This is a genomic window from Mesorhizobium sp. Root552, from assembly GCF_001427285.1.
Lineage (GTDB): Bacteria > Pseudomonadota > Alphaproteobacteria > Rhizobiales > Rhizobiaceae > Mesorhizobium.
On sequence record NZ_LMFV01000012.1, the window covers coordinates 193,835 to 214,417 of the forward strand.

The window sequence follows — 20,583 nt, forward strand, 5'->3', positions numbered from 1 at the left end:
GTGGCTGACGAATCTGGCACACCCCTTGATGACGAGGCTGGCGAGCAATGGGTGCTGGTCAATACCCCGCTCGGCGAACCATGGTCGGGGCGCTCCCGCTATGCTGCGGCGATGTATTTTTTCAAACGCGGCGACATGGATGCGGAGACGCTTGAAGTCTACCGTATCTGCTCGAGGCTCGACTCGGAAGACCCATTGCCGATCATCCGCGACCGTGGCGCCGGCCAAGGCTGGCTGAAGCGCATGGGATTTGGCGCCTAGACCCGGTCATGGCTTTCGTGCCGCGATCTTGCGGCCGCTATGTTCGGCGATCAACACGCCGCCAAGCACCAAAACCAATGCTACCGCGTGGTAGGATTGAAATGCTTCGCCAAGGAGCAAGACCGCCAGCAGTGCGCCCCATAGCGGCAGGAAGTTGATGAACAGGCCGGCACGGTTTGCGCCAATCAGTTCGACGCCGCGAATGTATGTGGCTTGAGCAATCAGAGACGGAAACAGCACGACGTAGGCGATGATCGCCCAGCCTTTGGGGTCGGGCAGGATCGTCGCGCCGATTGCAGCTTCGGCCGCTACGAAGGGAACCGCGCTCAAGAAAGCGCCGAGGCACAAGCCAACCATCAGCGTTATCCAATGTACCTGCGGCTTTCGGCGCAGGACGACGGTGTAGATGCCCTGGGTCGTGATCGCTACAAGCATCAGCGCATCGCCGAAGTTCATTTCAAGATGAACGAGGCGCTGGATCTCGCCATGCGTGGCCGCAACGATGACGCCGCAGAAGGAAAGTGCAAAGCCTGCTATCTGGCCTCGCGTGGTTCGGGTCCTGAACAGAAGGAACGACGTGACAAAGACGACCAGTGGTATGCCGCCCTGCTCGATGCTGACATTGGTTGCCGATGTGTAGAGCAAGGCGCAGTACATGGCGACGCTGAACAAGGTAAAGCCGAGCGTGCCGGCGATGAGAAGAAACCAAGAGTACTTGCGGATCACTTGCCAGTCGGCCACGAGATGGCGCCAGCCCACAAATGCCAGGATAACAACGGTGAAACCCCAGCGTGCGGCGGTGAGGATCATGGGGGAGACATGTCCCACCGCCATCTTGCCGGCAATTGCGTTGCCGGCCCAAAATAGCGTGGTCAAAAGCAGGAGCAGGTAGGCATTTCGGAACATGGCAAGCTTCGGTATTTCAGATTGAGGCCGGCCTAATGTCCCTTGCTGGACAAGTAAATGATGCCAAAGGCGAAAATTGTTGTGCTAGGGGTGCTTGCAAGCGGCAAAGAATGGTCGCATCGGCGTTTGCTTGCCGTTATAGAGGCCTGTCATTTTGCGGGTCCCCCGTTCTGCGCGACCCGAACTGAAGGGAAGAAAATATGGCCAATGTGGTGGTCGTCGGCTCACAGTGGGGCGACGAAGGCAAGGGCAAGATCGTCGACTGGCTGTCGGAGCGCGCCGACGTCGTGGTGCGTTTCCAAGGTGGCCACAATGCCGGCCATACGCTGGTTGTCGACGGCAATGTCTACAAGCTCTCGCTTTTGCCTTCGGGTGTCGTACGAAAAGGCAAGTTGTCGATCATCGGCAATGGCGTCGTATTCGATCCGCACGCGTTCGTGGCCGAGGTGTCCAAACTCAAGGCGCAAGGAGTGGAGGTTGTTCCCGAGCGCCTGAAAATAGCCGAAAACACAGCGCTTATCCTCTCCCTGCACCGCGAATTGGATGGATTCCGTGAAGATGCTGCGTCCAATTCCGGAACGAAGATTGGCACGACCCGGCGCGGTATCGGCCCTGCCTACGAGGACAAGGTTGGTCGCCGCGCGATCAGGGTGATGGATTTGGCGGATTTGGAAACGCTTCCCGCAAAGGTCGACAGGCTGTTGACCCATCATAATGCCTTGCGGCGCGGCCTCGGCCACAGCGAAGTGGCGCATGATGTGATCATGCAGGAACTCACCTCCGTTGCCGGTGAGATTCTGCCCTACATGGATCGGGTCTGGAAGATACTCGACGACCGTCGCCGTGGCGGCGAGCGTATCCTGTTCGAGGGCGCGCAAGGTACGCTGCTCGACATCGATCATGGCACCTATCCGTTCGTAACCTCGTCCAATACGGTTGCCGGACAGGCTTCCGCGGGTTCCGGTGTCGGGCCGGGGGCGCTGAGCTATGTGCTGGGGATCACCAAGGCCTACACGACCAGGGTGGGCGAAGGGCCGTTTCCGACCGAGCAGCAGAACGAGATCGGGGAATTCCTCGGTACCAAGGGGCACGAGTTCGGGGTTGTTACCGGACGCAAGCGGCGCTGCGGCTGGTTCGATGCGGTGCTGGTGCGCCAGGCAGTTGCCGTCAATGGCATCAAGGGCATTGCGCTGACCAAGCTGGACGTGCTCGACGGATTGCCCGAGATCAAGGTATGTACCGGCTATACGCTGGATGGCGAATTGATCGACTACCTGCCTGCGAGCCAGGGTGCCCAGGCCCGGGTTGAACCGGTGTACGAAACGCTTGAGGGCTGGCAGGAAACCACGGCTGGGGCCAGGAGCTGGGCGGACTTGCCGGCGCAGGCGGTCAAGTATGTGCGCCACATCGAGGAGTTGATCGGTGCGCCGGTGGCGCTGCTTTCAACCAGCCCGGAGCGGGACGACACGATACTTGTGACTGATCCGTTTCAAGACTAACTATCCCGATCTGCCGACCACAGACCCGATTGGGCGGCCGGCAAGGAAGTAACAGGTCAACCGAAGCATGGCAGATTTCGTTGCGGTTCTGAAAAAGACGATCGACGGTCTCGGCGAAACTACGCCGCAGATGCGCGCGAAGGTCTATGACAAGGCGCGCTCGACGGTTGCAGCCAAGCTGGCGGCTATCCAGCCTGCGCCGCCTGCCGCGGTTGCTGAGCGTCAGACGCGTGCGCTTGAAGATGCCATAGCAACGGTGGAGAGCGGCTATGCCGCGCCTGTCACGGCAGAGGTCGATCCGCTGGCCGAACTCGACGACATCTTCTCTTCGATCGACAAGAACAAGAACCAGTCCACTCACGTCCGGCCAACTGCCAAGACCGAAACCTCGTCGCCCAATCTCCAAGCCAAGCCGGACCCGTCGTGGCGCAATGCCGACCAAGCTGTATGGACCGAGCCTGCGCCGCCCGAGCTCGCGCCCGCCGAAGGTGGGCCGGTCTATCCGGCAGGAGATGAGTTCGAAAGTGAGGCGGGCTGGCGTGGTGACGTATTTGCCAATGTCGATGAACCGGACAGCAAGCGCAGCTACAAAAGCTTGATCGCTGCGGTCATTGCCGCGCTGGTGGTCGCCGGCGGCGCTTATGGCGTTTGGTTGAACAAGGATGCCTTCCAGGGCATGTTCGCGTCCACCGACGAGCCGAAGCCAGTTGTGGTCAAGCCGGTGAAGGTCGCGCCGACTGCTGGCACTGAAACCGCCGCCACCGAGCCTGCCGCTGCGCCGACCCCAGCCCCAAGCCCGGCAAGCGGAACCGATACTGGCGAGACGACCAAGTTCACACAGCGCCTGCTGCCGGATGGCAACGAGACCGATCCCGGCCCGGCAGCGGGCGAAAGTGGCGTTGGTGAAGGTACCTCCGTCGTGGCGCTGACCACGCCTCCTCCGGCGGTGGCGCCTACGACGCCTCCGGCTACGGACAACACGGCAACACCACCTGCCGCCAGCGAACAAACGCCGCCCGCCGCTCCCGAGGCGCCGGCTGCCGTGCCGGTTGGGCAAAAGGCAATTTTCTACGAGGAGCGCACCAGCGTTGCACAGGGTTCCGCAGAACCCGGCAATATCGTCTGGTCACTGGTCCAGGAATCGCCCGGAGGCGATGCGCCGCCTGAACCGGCGATCCGAGGCGAGGCCACAATTCCCGGCAGGGATGTCCAGCTACGCCTGACCATCCGCCGCAATGCCGACCAGACGTTGCCGGCCAGCCATATCGTCGAGATGATCTTCCTGACGCCCGATGGCTTCGAAGGCGGCGGCATCGAGAACGTACTTCGTATCGCCTTGAAGACAGCGGAACAGGATGCAGGCAGTCCACTGATCGGCATTCCTGCCAAGATCGCCGACGGCTATTTCCTCGTCGCGCTCAACGATACCGCAGCCGACGAGAATGCCAACATGACACTGTTGCGCAATCAGGAATGGATCGATGTGCCGGTGATCTACAAGTCGGGGCGCCGGGCACTCTTGACGATGGAAAAAGGTATTCCGGGCGACAAGGTGTTCGACGAAGCGCTGAAGGCCTGGCAGGCCAAGTCGGCGGGTTAAGGCCGCCTCGGCGCATACGCGGTGGCAGTTGCAACAGCATATGCTAATATCGCTTTGCGAACCGGACGACCCGCGGAGGGTTTTTGCGGATCGCCTGTCGCTGTTTCGCATCGGGCTGATTTGAAATTTCCCGACTTTACGGTTCGATGCCTTTGAGCTTTCGGAGCACCCTGCATGTGGGCTGCAAAGGTCGATCCAAGGGAACTGGGTGAAACCGTTCTTCTCACCGACGGTGGATTGGAGACCTCGCTCGTTTTTCTCGACGGAATGGAATTGCCAGGCTTTGCCGCATTCCCGCTGCTTGACGATGCATCCGGCCTGACACGGCTAGACGACTATTTCCGGCAATATCTGGACATCGCCGAACGAAACGGCGTGGGCTTCGTACTCGACACGCCGACGTGGCGAGCTAATCTCGATTGGGGCGAGAAGCTTGGCTACCCGCGCGAGGCGCTGGCCAGTATCAACAGCCGTGCCGTTCTACATGCGCGGACGCTCGCCGAACCATACGTGGTGCGCGGCATGGCGGTTCTGGTCAACGGCGTCATTGGCCCCCGCGGCGATGGTTACCGCCCCGATGCACTTATGACGATTTGCGAGGCGGAAGACTATCACTGCGATCAGGTCACAGCCTTTCGCAATGCCGGGGCCGACATGATAAGCGCGGTCACCATGAATTATACCAACGAAGCGGTTGGCATCGCCTGCGCGGCAATGAGCGTCGGTCTGCCTTTGGTGATTTCATTCACCGTCGAAACCGACGGTCGTCTCCCTTCGGGGGAGAGCCTGCAGGAGGCGATCGAACTGGTCGATGACGAGACCGACGGTGCGCCGGCCTATTTCATGATCAACTGTGCTCATCCGAGCCATTTCGAAGAGGTTCTGGGAGACAACGCGCGCTGGGTGAATCGCATTCGCGGAGTGCGAGCGAACGCCTCGACAAAGAGCCACGCGGAACTAGATGAGGCAACGGAACTCGATCCCGGCGATCCGGCCGATCTCGGTCGCCGTTACCGCGCCATGCGCGATCGTTACAAGCATATTTCTGTATTGGGTGGCTGCTGCGGTACGGATTGCCGCCATATCAAGGCAATCTGCGAGGCTTGCCTATAAGGCTGTTAGCCCTCAAGTTCCTCGCGCAGCATCTCCAATTCCAGCCATTCCTCCTCAAGGGCGGTGAGCGTGGCGCGCTCCTTGCCGAGTGCTGCGATTGTCTTCTGGAAGCCCTTGGGGTCGCGTTCATAAAAGGCAGGATCGGCAATATTGTTTTCAAGTGTCGCGATCGATGAAGATACGGCCGCCATCTTCGTTGGCAGATTCTCCAGCGCAAACTTCTGCTTGAACGAGAGTTTTCTTGCCGAACTTTTGGGCTCGGACTGAATAGTGCGCTCCGCTGCCGGCACCTCTTCATCAACGGCCGTGCGCGCGCGCAGCTTGCGATCGTCGAGCCTGTCTGCGCCGCGTTGCGCAAGCATGTCGGAATAGCCGCCAGCATACTCGACCCAGCGGCCATTGCCGTCCGGCGCTATGGTGCCGGTCACTGTGCGGTCGAGGAAATCGCGGTCGTGGCTGACCAGAATGACTGTTCCCGCGAAACCGGCGACCAATTCCTGCAATAGTTCCAACGTTTCCATATCAAGATCGTTGGTCGGCTCGTCGAGAACCAGGAGATTTGCCGGGCGGGCCAGAACGCGCGCCAACAACAGCCTTGCCCGTTCTCCACCGGAGAGTTCGCGCACGGGAGTGCGTGCCTGTTCCGGCTTGAACAGGAAATCCTTCATGTAGGAAACGACGTGGCGCTGCTCGCCATTGATGACGAGGTTCTCGCCGCGACCATCGGTCAGGTAGTGTGTGAGCGTCTCATTGGGATCGACCGCCTCGCGCTTCTGGTCGAGCGTGGCAATCTCGAGATTGACGCCGAGGCGGACGGTGCCAGTATCGGGAGCGAGCTCCCCGGTCAGCATTTTCAGGAGCGTCGTCTTGCCCGCTCCATTGGGCCCGACGAGGCCGATGCGGTCGCCCCGCTGGATACGGGTGGAGAAATCCTTGACGACGGTGAGGTCGCCGAAGCTCTTGCCGATACCCTTGGCTTCGACAACCAACTTACCGGATTCGGCTGCATCGCTTGCCACCATGGTTGCCGTGCCTTCGGCCCCCTTGTGGCCTCGGAAGCGCTGCCGCATGGTTTGCAATTCGCCGAGCCTGCGCATGTTACGCTTGCGGCGCGCCGTGACACCGTAGCGCAGCCAATGTTCCTCGCGCACGATCTGGCGGCCGAGCTTGTGCTGCTCGCGCTCTTCTTCCTCCAGAACCTTGTCGCGCCATTCCTCGAAGTGGCCGAAGCCTCTATCCAACCTGCGGGTCTGGCCGCGATCCAGCCAGACGGTGGCCCGGGAGACGCGCTCGAGGAAGCGGCGGTCGTGCGAAATCACGATCAGGGCCGAGGAGGTGTGGGCTAGTTCTTCTTCAAGCCATTCGATGACTTGCAGGTCGAGGTGGTTGGTTGGTTCGTCAAGCAGGAGAATATCGGGCTCCGGGGCCATGACGCGGGCAAGAGCCGCGCGGCGGGCTTCTCCGCCCGAAAGCTCGTCAGGCCGCTCGTCCCCACTGAGGCCCAGATGTTCCATCAGATAGGTTGCGCGATGTGGATCGTCGGCGGGGCCGAGACCTGTGTCGACGTAGGCGCGCACGCTGGCGAACCCGTCCATATCAGGCACCTGGGGCAAGTAGCGGATGGTTGCTGAGGGCTGGCGGAATGCTACGCCATCCTGCGCCTCGATCAGGCCGGCGGCAATCTTCAACAGCGTCGACTTGCCGGAGCCGTTGCGGCCGACCAGCGCGATCTTGTCGCCTGCTGTGACGGTCAATTCTGTTCCATCGAGCAGCGGCGTGCCGCCAAAGGTCAGCTTTATGCCAGTGAGATTGAGCAGGGGCGGGGCCATGTCAGCTTCCGGAAATCGGGAAGGGATGGGCAATGAGCAATGCCCGGCCACTGGCAAGTTCGATACGCAGCTTTCCCGCGACCACATTGGAGATGGTAAGCGACGAGCCGAATGGCACTTTGATATTCCTGAGCGGCCAACTGGCGCCTTCCACCGTCAGCCCGTCAAGATCCGAGAAGCCGAGGATCGAGAACATGGTGCCTTCGGCGTAATCGAACTGGGTGGATCGAGCGAGCAGCGGAACGCCTTCCTGCGATCCACTTGTGAGCATGACTGAGATGCCGACATGTGCGAGACGCACCGCCAGTGCCAAATGCAGGAATGCGTGGTCGGCGCGTAGTCCACCAAATGCCCCGGCGAGGATCAACTCGGTAGCACCTTTCTCGCGGGCAATGTCGATTGCCAGTTCTCCGTCGGTCTTGTCTTTTTCAGCGGGAAATTTCTGCGTCGGCACGGATCTCAGGTGGTGCGGAAGGTCGTCCGGCACGGAATCGAAATCCCCTACCCAAAGTTCAGGTGTCAAGCCGAGCAATTCGGCATGACGAATACCCGAATCGGCCGCGATGACGCGCGTTCCCGCGACCTGATCAACGAGTACCGGAGTTCGGACGAGGTCGCCGCCCAGCAAGATGGTGAATTTGCTCATGGGCGACGCCCTTAGCAGCACCCATGCCAGAACGGAAGTGCGGTGCCTGCAAGCTCACCCTTGCAAGGCCGCCCTTCCCGGACTATGTGTCGAAACGCTCTAACGGGGTGCCGGACGCGTCATGCGGACCGGCTGAGAGGCAAATGCCAACCCGCTGAACCTGATCCGGTTTGTACCGGCGGAGGGATTAGATGCTTTCGGGAACTCCCGGCGCCTCAATTCCCCTGATTGCTCGAATGAAGGAGGCGCCGATGCGCACAGTGCTTTTATCTTTTCTCACTGCGACCACGCTTGCCCTGATTGTCCCTGCTGCTGCCAAGGACAAGCTTACCGTCTACACCTATGAAAGCTTCACTGCGGAATGGGGTCCCGGCCCGCAGGTAAAAAAGAACTTCGAAGCCGAATGCGGCTGCGAGGTCGATTTCGTCTCGGTCGCCGATGGCGTTGCCCTTTTGAACCGCGTCAAGCTGGAAGGAGCTTCGACCAAGGCTGACGTGGTTCTTGGGCTCGACACTAATCTTACCGCCGAAGCAAAGGCAACCGGGCTGTTCGCGCCGCATGGCGTCGTTGGCGACACCAAGGTGCCGGGTGGTTGGAGTGACGATACCTTCGTGCCGTACGACTATGGCTACTTCGCTGTCATCTACGACAGTGAAAAACTGAAGACCCCGCCGAAGAGCATGAAGGGACTGGTCGAGGGCGATGCCGAGCAAAAGATCGCCATTCAGGACCCCCGCACATCCACCCCCGGCCTTGGATTGCTTTTGTGGGTCAAGTCTGTCTATGGCGACAAGGCAGGCGAGGCATGGTCCAAGCTCAAGGGCCGCGTGCTGACGGTGACGCCGGGCTGGAGCGAAGCATATGGGCTGTTCACCAAGGGTGAAGCACCCATGGTACTCTCCTACACGACCTCGCCCGCTTACCACATGGTGGCCGAAAGCAGTGAACGCTACCAGGCCGTGGCCTTCGAGGAAGGGCACTATCTGCAGATCGAGGTCGCCGGCATTACGAGCCCCGGCGCCAAGAATCCGCTGTCAGAAAAATTCATGACCTTCATGACCGGGCCCGGCTTCCAGGACGTCATTCCTGAGACGAACTGGATGTTCCCGGCAGGCAAGACCGACAAGCCGCTCAACCCGGCTTTCGGCAAGCTGGTCAAGCCGGCCAAGACCCTGTTGTTCAGCCCGGAAGAAGTGGCTCAAAACCGCAAGGCCTGGGTGGATGAGTGGCTCGGTGTGATGAGCAAATAGGGTTTGGCAGCCCTGCAAGAACGCCCCTCTCCGTCAACTGGGGAGGGGCAGTTTCAGTAAACTGGATATTGGTGTTCAAAACCCAATGCGCCCGACTCGTACAACAGATATTCGCATTCTGGCGGGCATCGTGGCGCTCGGCGCCATTGCGCTTCTGATCGGCGGTGCGTTTGCCGGGCTGATTGCCGAGGGCGCGCGCGACCTGTCGGGCGCTTATGCCGCCTTTGACGGCTATCTGCTACGAATTGCCCGCTTCACGCTGTGGCAAGCGATCCTGTCCACTTTGCTTTCCGTGCTGCCGGCTCTGTTCGTTGCCCGCGCGCTGGCGCGCCACCCACGCTTTTTCGGAAGGGAATTGATCCTGCAACTGTTCGCGGTGCCGCTGGCGCTGCCGGCAATTGTTGCTGCGCTCGGCATTCTGACGCTTTACGGACGCGCCGGCTATTTTGCGGATTTACTGGGCGGCCTGGGTGGCGGTCCATGGCCGGGCATCTATGGATTGTCCGGAATTCTCGTGGCGCATGTGTTCTTCAACCTGCCACTTGCGACACGGTTGTTTCTGGAAGCCTTGCAGACCGTGCCCGCCGATCAGTGGCGGCTGGCAACCCAACTCGGTATGCGCGCGCGTCCGGCTTTTCGACTTATCGAATGGCCAGTGCTGAGGCAGGCGCTGCCGGGCATTGCCGGGCTTGTCTTCATGCTGTGTATCACCTCCTTCACCATCGTTCTGACGCTTGGGGGAGGGCCGCGCTCGACCACGCTTGAAGTGGCCATCTACCAGGCGCTGCGCTTCGACTTCGATCCCATCCGCGCCGTGGCGCTCACCCTACTGCAGATCGGGTTGACGCTTGTTGTCGTGCTCGTTCTTACCCGTCTTGGCGCAAACACTGTTGGCGATGCGAATCTGCCAATTGCGCCACGCCGCTATCTTTGGGTTGGAATGGGTGAGGCAGGGTTCAATGCAGCGCTGATTGCTTTCTCGCTTGTATTTGTCGCAGGGCCGATGGCCGCGACGGTTGCGGCGGGCCTTCATGCAGATCTTGGGCGACTGGTCATGGAGCGTGCGGTGCGCAGCGCAGCGCTGACCAGTGTTGTGCTGGCATTCATGTCTGCTGTTTTGTCCGCCGCTGTTTCCCTTGCGTTGATCATGGCGCGTCGCGCATTGTCGCTGAGACGCTCTGAACAAGGCAAAACCCTGCTCGAATACGCCATGGATACCGGTGCCGGTTTCGTGCTGGTTGTTCCACCCATAGTCATAGGCGCGGGCTGGTTTATCCTGTTGCGCCACGTGGGAGACGTATTTGCACTGGCGCCGGTTATGGTTGTGACGGTGAATGCTGTCATGGCCATGCCGTTTGCGATCCGTGCGCTTCGCCCTGCCTATGATGCGTCCAGCGAGCGCCATGAGCGGTTGTGCGCGTTCCTCGGCATTTCAGGCTGGAACCGCCTGAAATTGATCGATTGGCCACCGCTGCGCCGACCATTGGCGACGGCCTTCGCCTTTGCCATGGCGCTGTCGCTGGGCGACCTCGGCGTGATTGCACTATTCGGCAGCGAATCCGTGCAGACCCTGCCCTATCTACTGCTGTCGCGGATGGGCAGTTACCGCACGGAGGATGCGGCCGGTCTGGCGCTGATCCTGGGCGTTGTCTGCCTTGGGTTGATGTTTGCAGCCACTCGTTTCGGAAAGGGTGCTTCCGCATGAATGACGGTGGGCGAGCGGGCGCGTCAGTAAAGCTGGAAGCTGTCGAGTTCAGCTATGGAGAGGCGGCTTTCAAATTCGACGTGGCTTTTACGCCGGGAGGGATTACCGCAGTGATGGGTCCAAGCGGATCGGGCAAGTCGACCCTGCTCAATCTCGTCGCCGGCTTCGAAATTCCTCGAGCCGGCAATGTCGTGATCGGCGGCAAGAACGTAACGTCGGAGGAACCCGCAGTCCGGCCTGTTTCGATGGTATTTCAGGAAAACAATCTGTTCGCGCACCTGTCGATCGAGGACAATGTGGGATTGGGCTGCTCCCCTTCGCTCAAGTTGACGCCTCTTCAACGGGATGCGGTTGGCGAGGCTTTGACGCGAACAGGGCTCGACGGCAAGCAACGCCGCTTGCCGCGCGAGTTGTCAGGCGGCGAGCGCCAAAGGGCGGCACTTGCGCGGGTCCTGGTTCGTGATCGCCCGGTCTTGTTGCTTGACGAACCTTTTGCGTCGCTCGGGCCGGCTTTGCGCGACGACATGCTGGACCTTGTGGCCGACTTGCAGGCCGAGCAGCGCATGACCGTCTTGTTCGTGACCCATCAGCCGGAAGACGCTCGGCGAATCGCCAAGAACATGGTGTTCGTCGAAAATGGAACTGTGGCGGCGACTGGACCAGCTGAGCAATTCTTCAGCGCGGGTGGACCGGAGGCGTTCAGGCGCTATATCGGCTTCGAGAGTGAATCACACGATGTTGCCCGGAAGCGGACATAATTTACGGCCAAAGCGGCATCGGCAGTCGGGGCTTGTTCTTGCTATGCAAGGTTGAGTGTGGCTAGGTCCGCGCAAGGATGGTTGGGTAGCCCTGATTTGCCCATACGAACGGGAAAGGACGCCGATCTGTCGACCGGCCTTTATCATCTCAGCAAATCGAAGCTGCCGCGCGCACTCGTGCTGGCGGGCGTCGCATTTGTGTTGGCCTCTTGCCAGGCGATCACACCGCCGGATGTACAGGAATCGGCATTCCGACCTTCCGACAAGCCTGTAACGGTCGACAACGTCACTGCCAACAACAAGCTGGCTGAACTGGCGCGCGCTCAGCATCCGCGCATTCTGGCTACTTATGGTGGGGAGTATTCCGATCCCAAGCTCGAACGCATGGTTGCCAAGGTCATAGGCAGCCTGACTACGGTTTCGGCCAACCCGACGCAGAATTATCGCATCACCATCCTCAATTCGCCGAACGTGAACGCTTTCGCGCTGCCGGGCGGCTATCTCTACATCACCCGCGGTCTGCTCGCGCTGGCTAACGATTCGTCCGAACTTGCCGCCGTGGTTGCGCACGAAATGGGCCACGTGACCGCCAATCATGGGTTGCAACGCCAGCAACTCGAGGCGGAAGAGGGCCTGGCTACCAAGGTTGTTTCGGATGTGCTCGGCGACAGCCCGACCGCCAAGGTTGCGTTGATCCGGGGAAAGCTCAGGTTGGCTCAGTTTTCGCGTAACCAAGAGCTTGAAGCCGACGCCATCGGCATCAAGTCGGTGGGCGAAGCAGGCTACGATCCCTATGCTGCCAGCCGCTTCCTGCAGTCCATGTCTACCTATACCGATTTCCGGTCGGTCAGCGGCGCGACAGATGCCAGCCTCGATTTTCTGGCAACACATCCGAATACGCCGCAACGTATCGAACTGGCTCTGCGCCATGCGCGCCAGTTCGGCCCGCCGGGTGTCGGCACCCGCGACAGGGACAGCTTTCTTGCTGGCATAGACGGCCTGCTTTACGGCGACACGCCGGAAGAGGGCTATGTGCGCGGCAATACTTTCCTGCATCCGGGTCTCGGCGTCTCTTTCTCCGTGCCGGACGGCTTCATCATCGACAATTCGGCAACGGCGGTCACCGCGACCGGACCGGGCGACATGGCCGTGCGTTTCGACGGGGTGTCGGTTGGCAAGGATCGTTCGCTTACTGACTACATCCGAAGTGGCTGGGTGGCTGGCCTCGATGACGCCAGCGTGCGTCAGGAGATGATCAATGGCAACGAGGCCGCTATCGCCAGCGCGAGTGCTGAAGGCTGGCGTTTTGACGTTACGGTTATCCGTGCCGGCGGGCAGGTCTATCGGCTTTTGACTGCGGCCCCTGCGGCAAGCACCTCGCTTGACAGCGTTGCCCGTTCTGTGGGTGGCAGTTTCCGTATCTTGTCGCCGGCCGAGAAGGCCGCGCTGAAACCGCTTCGTATCCGTATCGTCACCGTGAAGCCCGGCCAGACGATGGGTACGCTTTCCGCGCAGATGGTCGGCGTGGACCGCAAGCTGGACCTTTTCAGGGTGCTCAACGCGCTTGCACCGGGAGCCACCGTTTCCGCCGGCGACAAGGTGAAGATCATCACCGACAAATAGCCAGAGGCGTTGCAGTTTCAGGCAATGATGTCAGGAATGATACGGTCTTCCAGAGACCTTAGCCTGTCCTTCAGGGCGAGCTTCTTTTTCTTCATGCGCTGGATCTGAAGAGGGTCGCAACCGGTTTCGAGCATTGCATTGATGGCTGCGTCGAAGTCGGCATGATCCTGCTTCAAGCGCGCGAATTCTAGGCGGATATCGGCCTGTTCCTGTTCGGACATTATTTACCGTCTGCACTATTGCGGCGCCCACAGTGTGCCTTGGGTGGGAACCCTGATGGGCGAAAACAATGGCTCGCAGCCACTGACGCCATGCAGTTATCACATTTCAGCCTGTGGTGGAATGCGACGCTCGTATGTCGAAACTGAAATTCGTTCACAGCTCTTGATCCTGATGCGACAAATTTGAAATCCGGTGCACTAGTTCATTCGACATCCGCTACAGTTGATGGCAGACTGTCATCGTGCCGTCACAGTGTGAGCCTGCGGTGGACATTGCGGCGGCGGCAGTCGAGGAAACCATGAAAGGGAGAACCAATCATGTCTCTTGCGTCCCATCTTGACGAATTGCAGAGGAAACACGGCGACATCGAGCGCGAGATTGACAATGCCATGCTGCATCCGTCGGTCGACGATCTTGAAATAGCCGCCCTCAAGCGACGCAAGCTGGCTATCAAGGACGAGATTGAGAAGTTGAAGGGCCAACCCACCACCCATTAAAATTACGTCTGATATATAACCACGCAAGAGTGGTCCCATTGTCTCGGCGGCTGCAAGCCGCCGGGAAGCAGTGTTTTTGGTGTTAGCGGTTTTACACTGCTGCTTTGCGCACGGTGCCGCTAATGTGGCTCGCCGATCAAAAGTCTGCGTTGCCCGGATGCAATCGCCGCATTGACAAGTCGAACGCTCTCCTCCACCTCATGCGATGACTTTGCGCACCTGCCAGAATGATTTCACATTTCTTGGGCTATGGTGTGCGCGTTTGATGCAGTGGGGCGCCCAGACGTATCCAGCCGGATGCGCGACGTCTCGGAAAAATTCTAGAGGCGACCGGGCATGACCGGGTACTATTCCTCACCATTCGAACGCCGCGTGTCGGTCGGCGTTGATGTCGGCGGCGTCATGGTCGGCGGGACTGCGCCTGTCGTCGTCCAGTCGATGACAAACACCGATACCGCGGATATCGACCAGACCGTTGCGCAGGTAGCTGCGCTACACCGCGCCGGCTCAGAAATTGTTCGCATTACCGTCGATCGGGACGAGAGTGCCGCTGCAGTTCCGTTTATCCGTGATCGGCTGGCCCGGCTTGGCGTGCATGTGCCTCTGGTGGGTGACTTCCATTATATCGGCCACAAGTTGCTTGCGGATCATCCGGCCTGTGCCGAGGCGTTGGCGAAGTATCGCATCAACCCCGGCAATGTCGGCTTCAAGGACAAGAAGGACAAGCAGTTTGCGGCCATCGTCGAGATGGCGATCCGTCATGACAAGCCGGTGCGCATCGGCGTCAACTGGGGCTCGCTCGACCAGGAGCTTCTAACCAGGCTGATGGACGAGAACCAGTCGAACGGCTCACGACTTACCGCGCAAGAAGTGACGCGCGAAGCAATCGTGCAATCGGCGATCCTGTCGGCCGAACTTGCCGAAGAGATCGGGCTCGGTCGCGACAAGATCATTCTCTCCGCCAAAGTCAGCGGCGTGCAGGATCTGATCGCCGTCTACGCTGAACTTGCGACGCGCTCCAACCATGCGTTGCATCTAGGCCTTACTGAGGCCGGGATGGGCTCCAAGGGCATTGTCGCCTCTTCGGCGGCGATGGGCATATTGCTCCAGCAGGGTATCGGCGACACCATCCGCATTTCGCTGACGCCGGAACCGGGCGGCGACCGCACTCGTGAAGTGCAGGTTGCGCAGGAGCTTCTGCAAACGATGGGTTTTCGCCAGTTCGTGCCGATTGTGGCGGCGTGCCCGGGTTGTGGGCGCACGACATCCACCGTGTTTCAGGAACTGGCGCAGTCGATCCAGGACGATTTGCGCAAGAACATGCCCGTGTGGCGAACCAAATATCCGGGCGTCGAACAGCTTAAGGTTGCAGTGATGGGCTGTATCGTCAACGGCCCCGGCGAATCCAAGCATGCCGATATCGGCATTTCCTTGCCTGGGACGGGCGAGATGCCGACCGCGCCGGTATTTATCGACGGCAGGAAGGCTGCAACCCTGCGCGGACCGAACATCGCTTCCGACTTCGAGAAGATGGTTGCCGACTACATCGAACAGCGCTTCGGCCACGGCAGCAGGGCCAAGGCTGCGGAGTAGCCGATGCGGGCGCGGCAAGCGGCTCGGCTCATTGCAATCCCAATCGTTCTGCTTGCTGCTGGCGGATCGGCGGAGGCCGATCCACCGAAGCCGGCCAAGGAGCGGCTTGTCAGTCGCGTCTGTGAACTGATCGAAGTTCACGCAGAGCGCGCCGGTTTACCCAAGGAGTTTTTCGCTCGCCTGATCTGGAAGGAAAGCCGCTTCGACCCAAATGCCATCAGCCCTGTAGGTGCAGAAGGCATCGCGCAGTTCATGCCGGGGACGGCCAAGATGCGCGGCCTTACGGATTCCTTCGATATCGAGCAGGCCATACCCGCATCGGCCCGATATCTTGGCGAACTGAAGACAGGTTTCGGCAATCTCGGTCTTGCGGCTGCGGCCTACAATGCCGGTGAAAATCGCGTGTCGCGCTGGCTGCAATCGGGTGGTTTCCTGCCATTGGAAACCGAGGACTATGTGCTCGACATCATGGGCGAACCGGTCGACAACTTCACCAACGAGGCACACGCCGGCTCGATTGCACCGCTGGACAAGACGCAGAATTTCGCGGTTGCCTGCCGCAGGCTGCCGGTAATCATGTCGACGACAGTGGCAATGGCCAGCGTGCACGTGAAACCCTGGGGCGTACAGGTTGCCGGTACCTTCCAGCGCAGTGCGGCGAGCCGGCAATGGCAACGCCTGAAGGCGCGGTTCCCCGCCGTGCTTGGCTTGCACGATCCCGTCGTTAGCCGGGTCCGGTCGCCGCTGGGCAGGCGGGGCATCTATGCCGTGCGTATCGGTGCGGAGAGCAGGGGCGAGGCCAATGCCATTTGCCGGGACCTGAACCGTGTTGGCGGTGCCTGTGTCGTGGTCAAGAACCGCTAAGCCGGGGGCCTCATGATCGACGATCCGCTTTACTGCGACCCCGACCTTGTCCAGTTCTACGACCTGGAGAATGTTGGTGGCTTGGACTTTGAATACTGCCTGCAGTTCGCCGAAGGTGCCGGTTCTGTGCTTGATCTGGGTTGCGGCACCGGCCAGTTAGCGACTGCTTTGGCCGAAGGCCGTTCTGTTTATGGGGTCGATCCGGCAGGAGCCATGCTTGCCATCGCCCGAACTCGGCCGAATGGCAATCGAGTGAGATGGATCGAAGCAGACGCGAGAACCGTGCGCCTGGATCGGAAGTTCGATCTCGTGCTTTTGACCGGGCATGCCTTCCAGGTGTTTCTCACCAGAGATGACCAACGGGCTGTGTTGAACACGATCGAGTACCACCTTGACCGTGGGGGCCGGTTTATTTTCGATATGCGCAACCCGGTAATGGAAGAATGGCGGGAATGGACCCCGGGTCAATCGCAACGCCCGCTCCATCACCCCACACACGGTGAAATTCTGGCTTGGAACGATGTCGTTTTCGATCCGGCTACCTGTGTCGCGACATACGCGACATTTTACCGGAAGGTCGCTACTGGAGAGATATTCGAAGCGTCTTCGAAGATCGTGTTTGTTGGGCAGGCCGAAATTTCCGCCATGCTTGAGGAGGCCGGACTTGCGGTGGATGAATTGCTGGGAGACTGGAAGGGCGCTCCCTACCGACCTTTATCTCCCGAAATCATTCCCGTTGGCCGTCTAGCGTGATTTTCAGGCAGTTCTGGCGGCCACCGTTTCGCTCAGCCAACTGCCGATCTTAGTGCCTAGGCGATCGGGCGAGATTGGCTTCGGCAGGTAGTCGTCCATACCTGAATCGAGGCACTTGTCGCGGTCGCCCTTCAAAGCATGAGCGGTGACGCCGATGATCGGAATATGCTCGCCCTTGCCTGCTTCATAGGCGCGGATGGCCCGTGTCGCCTCGTAACCGTTCATTTCCGGCATCGAAACGTCCATCAGGATCAGCTTCGGCTTCAAGGCACGGTGCATTTCGACCGCCGTGCGGCCGTTGCCTGCGATACGGTAGCTAAGGCCCAATCCGTTGAGAATCTGGCCGAAAACCAGCTGATTTACCTCATTATCCTCGGCGATGAGGATATCGATCGAGGTGTTGGTGGTAGTCGTCGCCTCTGGTGCGGTAGTCGTCGCCGACGCAGGGTGGCGAAGGATCGCCGGGGCCGGGCGTACCGGTTGCGGGGCCGATGCGGGTTCACGCACGAATTGCGCCGTACCTACCTGTGTGCGCGCCTTTTGGATGACGGAGATGACGGTGCCCAGCAGGATCGCCGAGCGTGCCGGCTTGGTGAGGTGAGCGGCGATGCCGAAATCAATGACCAGCTTGCCGAAGTCGACCTGATCGACCGACGTCAGAAGTACGACCGGAATGCCCGCAAGCCGGCTGTCCGCCGCGATGGCCTTGGCGACGTCGGCGCCGCTCATGCCGGGCATCTGGTAGTCGAGGATGATGCAGTCGACGGAAGCGCCGAGCTGGAAGGCGCGATCGAGGAAGGCGAGACCGACCGCCCCGCTCTCCGCTGCGGCGCAATCGAAACGCCAGCTCTTGAGCTGTTCCAGCAGGATTTCGCGATTGACGGGGTTGTCGTCGATGACCAGTACGCGCGCGCCGGTGACGTCGCCGGGGATGATTTCGTCGCGCGGTTGAGCCTCATGTACCGGCAGCGGCACGGTGAACCAGAAGATCGACCCGCGTCCGATCTCGCTCTCCACGCCGATCTTGCCGCCCATCAGATCGACAAGCCGCGCCCCGATGGCAAGGCCGAGGCCGGTACCTTCATGGCGGCGGGTCGAAGATGAATCCACCTGTGCGAATTTCTCGAACACGCTTTGCAGCTTGTCGGCCGGAATCCCGATGCCCGTATCTTCGACGCTGACCTTTATCTGGACGATGCCGTTCGCAACTTCCCCCGAAACGTCGATCAGGACATGACCTTTTTCGGTGAACTTGATGGCGTTGCCGAGCAGGTTGGTGACGATCTGGCGGAAACGGCCGGCATCGCCGACGACGAAGGCCGGCAGGCGCGGATCGACGCGCACGATCAGTTCCAGGTTCTTTTCGGCGACCCTGGCCGAAACCAGCGTGGCGACGTCCTCGACGGCTTCTGTCAACCGGAACGGTGCCGGATCGAGCGTCAACTGGCCCGCGTTGATCTTCGAAAAGTCGAGGATGTCGTTGATGATGGTCAGCAACGCATTGCCGGATTTGACGATCACATCGGTGAACGTCTTCTGGCGCGGCGTAAGATCGGTCTTGGCCAGAAGTTCGGCCATGCCGAGCACGCCGTTCATCGGAGTACGGATTTCGTGGCTCATATTGGCCAGGAATTCGGACTTCGCACGGTCGGCTGCCTCGGCCTTGAACAGCGAAGCCGAGGTTTGGGCAAAGGCACGACGTATCGCCTTTTCCATCGGGCGGAAAATCCAGAAGGCGACGGCAGCCAGGGCCGCGGCAAGCAGAAAGGTTCCCCACAAAAGCAGGCGGTCGGCACGCGCATCGGCAAGCCGGCGCTCGCTGTCGACGGCAGCGCGCGCGCGCACCAGCATCGGCTGCGCGAACAAGTCGTTCTGGTTGCGGATTTCCCGATAGCTCCAGTCGTCGATCGACTTTGCTTCGGACATCAGGTTGAGGTTGCGCACCATGTCGCGCGCCGACCACAACAGATATCCGTTGATCGAGGCCGACTTCAACTCGTCTACGGTTCGGGTTGTCAGGCGCGGCATGATGCCGGCGACTTCGCCGGTAAGCGCCTCCATGCCTTGCGTCAGTTTCTGCGCATGGCCGTAAGCGGCGGTGGCGAGCTCGTCGCGTGTGTCGGGACGCCATGCCGTGACCGCCGTCTCGGCGAAGCTCGCGGCATTGTTGAGATCGCGTGAAAAGGCGACGAACTGAGCGCTCAGCGTATCGACCTGATGGCGATATGAATTGGCGTAGTTCAGCGTGGCGATAACGCCGCCGACGGACAGTGCGAGAATCAGCAGGCCGGACAGGTAACGAATCCGAATCGACCGGAAGAAGGACATATACTCCGGCATGCGTAACCCCCAACACATACGCGCAATTGTAACGATGGGGATCACACTGCATTAACATTAAGAATTCGTTGGTATAGCCGACCTTTAGAGCGTTTCATCCAGCCATGAGACGCTCCAGGTCGTGCCTATCTGGTGCGATTGGCAACAAATGTCGCGGCGGCTTTCAGCATGGCCGCCTGCTCGCCATAGGGCTCAAGCAAGGAGTGCGCCTGCTCGACCAGGCCGTTCAGTTGCCGGCGTGCCCAGTCGGCGCCGTGAAGTGCCGTCAGCGTCGCCTTGCCGGCGGCGGCATCCTTTCCGGTAGCCTTGCCGATCTGGCTGGCATCCGCCGTCATGTCGAGCAGGTCGTCGGCGAGTTGGAAGGCCAGCCCTATGGCCGATCCGAATTCGGCCAACCGCTCCCGGTCCGACGGAGGCGCGTTGGCGAGGATCGCGCCGGCCTCGCAGGCAAAGCGGATCAGGGCGCCGGTTTTCATCGCTTGCAGGCGGATGATGCCGGCCTCATCGGGTGAGGCGTGTTCCGCCGCAAGGTCGAGCATCTGGCCGCCCGTCATGCCGCCTAGACCTGCTGCACGCGCCAGACCCTTGACGAGGGCAAGGCGCGTAACTGCGGTCGACGGCGTTTTGCTTCTGCCTTGAGGTTCATTGGCAAGGATGTCGAAGGCAAGCGTGAGCAGGCTGTCGCCCGCGAGAATGGCCGTCGCTTCATCATAGGCTTTGTGAACGGTCGGCTGACCGCGCCGCAAATCATCGTCGTCCATCGCCGGCAAATCGTCATGAATGAGGGAGTAGCAGTGGATGCATTCCAGGGCTGCAGCCACCTCAAGCGCTACATCGGTTTCAGCATCCGGGGCAAACAGCGCCGCGCTTTCCATGACGAGGAACGGGCGCAACCGCTTGCCACCGTTAAGAACGCCGTGACGCATGGCCGCCAGCAGCCGCTCGGGCCTTGCAATCTCGCCCGAAAGCGGACGGTCGTCGAGAAGACGCCGCAACTTTGCTTCAACGGCGCTTGCTTGCTCGGATAGCCGGGTTTCAAAGGCAATTTCGGCATCTGTACTCATGGCGGCGAGCGGTAGCCGACACTCAGACATTGCGCAAGCAGTCTGGCGCCGTTATGCCGA

18 protein-coding genes and 1 riboswitch are annotated in these 20,583 nt (G+C 60.4%); of the genes, 12 read left to right on the top strand and 6 right to left on the bottom strand.

The window, feature by feature from the left end:
- Positions 1–261, top strand: a complete 261-nt coding sequence (locus ASD50_RS07240; protein WP_056238770.1) for a hypothetical protein — start codon at positions 1–3, stop codon at positions 259–261.
- A gap of 6 nt (positions 262–267) precedes the next feature.
- On the opposite strand, the gene ASD50_RS07245 is transcribed toward ASD50_RS07240, so the two are convergent.
- A complete protein-coding gene (locus ASD50_RS07245; protein WP_056238125.1) occupies positions 268–1,167 on the bottom strand; it encodes a DMT family transporter in 900 nt (299 codons plus the stop codon).
- Positions 1,168–1,367: 200 nt separating this feature from the next.
- On the opposite strand from ASD50_RS07245, the gene ASD50_RS07250 reads away from it, so the two are divergent.
- The 3 genes from ASD50_RS07250 (at position 1,368) to ASD50_RS07260 (ending at position 5,379) form a co-directional block, all read left to right on the top strand.
- Positions 1,368–2,666: an adenylosuccinate synthase gene (locus ASD50_RS07250; protein ID WP_056238129.1), complete on the top strand. Its 1,299-nt coding sequence runs from the start codon at positions 1,368–1,370 to the stop codon at positions 2,664–2,666.
- A gap of 67 nt (positions 2,667–2,733) precedes the next feature.
- Positions 2,734–4,266, top strand: a complete 1,533-nt coding sequence (locus ASD50_RS07255) for a hypothetical protein (protein WP_056238136.1) — start codon at positions 2,734–2,736, stop codon at positions 4,264–4,266.
- Between the two features lie 174 nt (positions 4,267–4,440).
- Positions 4,441–5,379 (top strand): homocysteine S-methyltransferase family protein, encoded by a 939-nt coding sequence (locus ASD50_RS07260; protein ID WP_056238139.1) that lies wholly within the window; start codon positions 4,441–4,443, stop codon positions 5,377–5,379.
- Between the two features lie 5 nt (positions 5,380–5,384).
- Here the strand turns inward: ASD50_RS07260 and ASD50_RS07265 are convergent, their stop codons facing one another.
- A complete protein-coding gene (locus ASD50_RS07265; protein WP_056238141.1) occupies positions 5,385–7,208 on the bottom strand; it encodes an ABC-F family ATP-binding cassette domain-containing protein in 1,824 nt (607 codons plus the stop codon).
- Position 7,209: 1 nt separating this feature from the next.
- On the bottom strand, positions 7,210–7,854 hold the full coding sequence (locus ASD50_RS07270; protein WP_056238145.1) for a thiamine diphosphokinase: 645 nt from the start codon (positions 7,852–7,854) through the stop codon (positions 7,210–7,212).
- Positions 7,855–7,947: 93 nt separating this feature from the next.
- Positions 7,948–8,058: riboswitch (TPP riboswitch) on the top strand.
- Positions 8,059–8,105: 47 nt separating this feature from the next.
- Here ASD50_RS07270 and thiB point away from each other — a divergent pair.
- The 4 genes from thiB (at position 8,106) to ASD50_RS07290 (ending at position 13,190) form a co-directional block, all read left to right on the top strand.
- Positions 8,106–9,104 carry a thiamine ABC transporter substrate binding subunit gene (gene thiB, locus ASD50_RS07275; protein ID WP_056238772.1) on the top strand — a complete coding sequence of 333 codons (999 nt, stop codon included), beginning with the start codon at positions 8,106–8,108 and terminating at the stop codon, positions 9,102–9,104.
- A gap of 85 nt (positions 9,105–9,189) precedes the next feature.
- The gene (thiP, locus tag ASD50_RS07280; RefSeq protein ID WP_056238149.1) at positions 9,190–10,809 is read left to right on the top strand and encodes a thiamine/thiamine pyrophosphate ABC transporter permease; all 1,620 of its coding nucleotides are present in this window, start codon (positions 9,190–9,192) and stop codon (positions 10,807–10,809) included.
- Entirely contained in the window at positions 10,806–11,567 is a 762-nt protein-coding gene (gene thiQ, locus ASD50_RS07285; protein WP_056238152.1) for a thiamine ABC transporter ATP-binding protein, read from the top strand. Before thiP ends, thiQ begins: the two co-directional genes overlap by 4 nt.
- A gap of 102 nt (positions 11,568–11,669) precedes the next feature.
- Complete coding sequence (locus tag ASD50_RS07290) at positions 11,670–13,190, top strand: M48 family metalloprotease (protein WP_413813882.1); 1,521 nt, start codon at positions 11,670–11,672, stop codon at positions 13,188–13,190.
- Between the two features lie 17 nt (positions 13,191–13,207).
- Here the strand turns inward: ASD50_RS07290 and ASD50_RS07295 are convergent, their stop codons facing one another.
- Entirely contained in the window at positions 13,208–13,411 is a 204-nt protein-coding gene (locus ASD50_RS07295) for a YdcH family protein (RefSeq protein WP_056238157.1), read from the bottom strand.
- 318 nt (positions 13,412–13,729) lie between these two features.
- On the opposite strand from ASD50_RS07295, the gene ASD50_RS07300 reads away from it, so the two are divergent.
- From ASD50_RS07300 to ASD50_RS07315, 4 genes are all read left to right on the top strand, one after another.
- Positions 13,730–13,909, top strand: coding sequence for a YdcH family protein (locus ASD50_RS07300; protein ID WP_056238161.1), 180 nt, complete (start codon positions 13,730–13,732; stop codon positions 13,907–13,909).
- A 336-nt stretch (positions 13,910–14,245) separates the two neighbouring features.
- Positions 14,246–15,502: a flavodoxin-dependent (E)-4-hydroxy-3-methylbut-2-enyl-diphosphate synthase gene (ispG, locus tag ASD50_RS07305; RefSeq protein ID WP_056238164.1), complete on the top strand. Its 1,257-nt coding sequence runs from the start codon at positions 14,246–14,248 to the stop codon at positions 15,500–15,502.
- A 3-nt stretch (positions 15,503–15,505) separates the two neighbouring features.
- Positions 15,506–16,366 carry a lytic transglycosylase domain-containing protein gene (locus ASD50_RS07310; RefSeq protein WP_082549528.1) on the top strand — a complete coding sequence of 287 codons (861 nt, stop codon included), beginning with the start codon at positions 15,506–15,508 and terminating at the stop codon, positions 16,364–16,366.
- Positions 16,367–16,378: 12 nt separating this feature from the next.
- Complete coding sequence (locus tag ASD50_RS07315; protein WP_156464969.1) at positions 16,379–17,119, top strand: class I SAM-dependent methyltransferase; 741 nt, start codon at positions 16,379–16,381, stop codon at positions 17,117–17,119.
- A 3-nt stretch (positions 17,120–17,122) separates the two neighbouring features.
- Here the strand turns inward: ASD50_RS07315 and ASD50_RS07320 are convergent, their stop codons facing one another.
- Both ASD50_RS07320 and ASD50_RS07325 read right to left on the bottom strand, forming a co-directional pair.
- Positions 17,123–19,459 (bottom strand): response regulator, encoded by a 2,337-nt coding sequence (locus tag ASD50_RS07320; protein WP_056238166.1) that lies wholly within the window; start codon positions 19,457–19,459, stop codon positions 17,123–17,125.
- A gap of 125 nt (positions 19,460–19,584) precedes the next feature.
- On the bottom strand, positions 19,585–20,523 hold the full coding sequence (locus ASD50_RS07325) for a polyprenyl synthetase family protein (protein ID WP_056238168.1): 939 nt from the start codon (positions 20,521–20,523) through the stop codon (positions 19,585–19,587).
- Positions 20,524–20,583 lie beyond the last annotated feature (60 nt).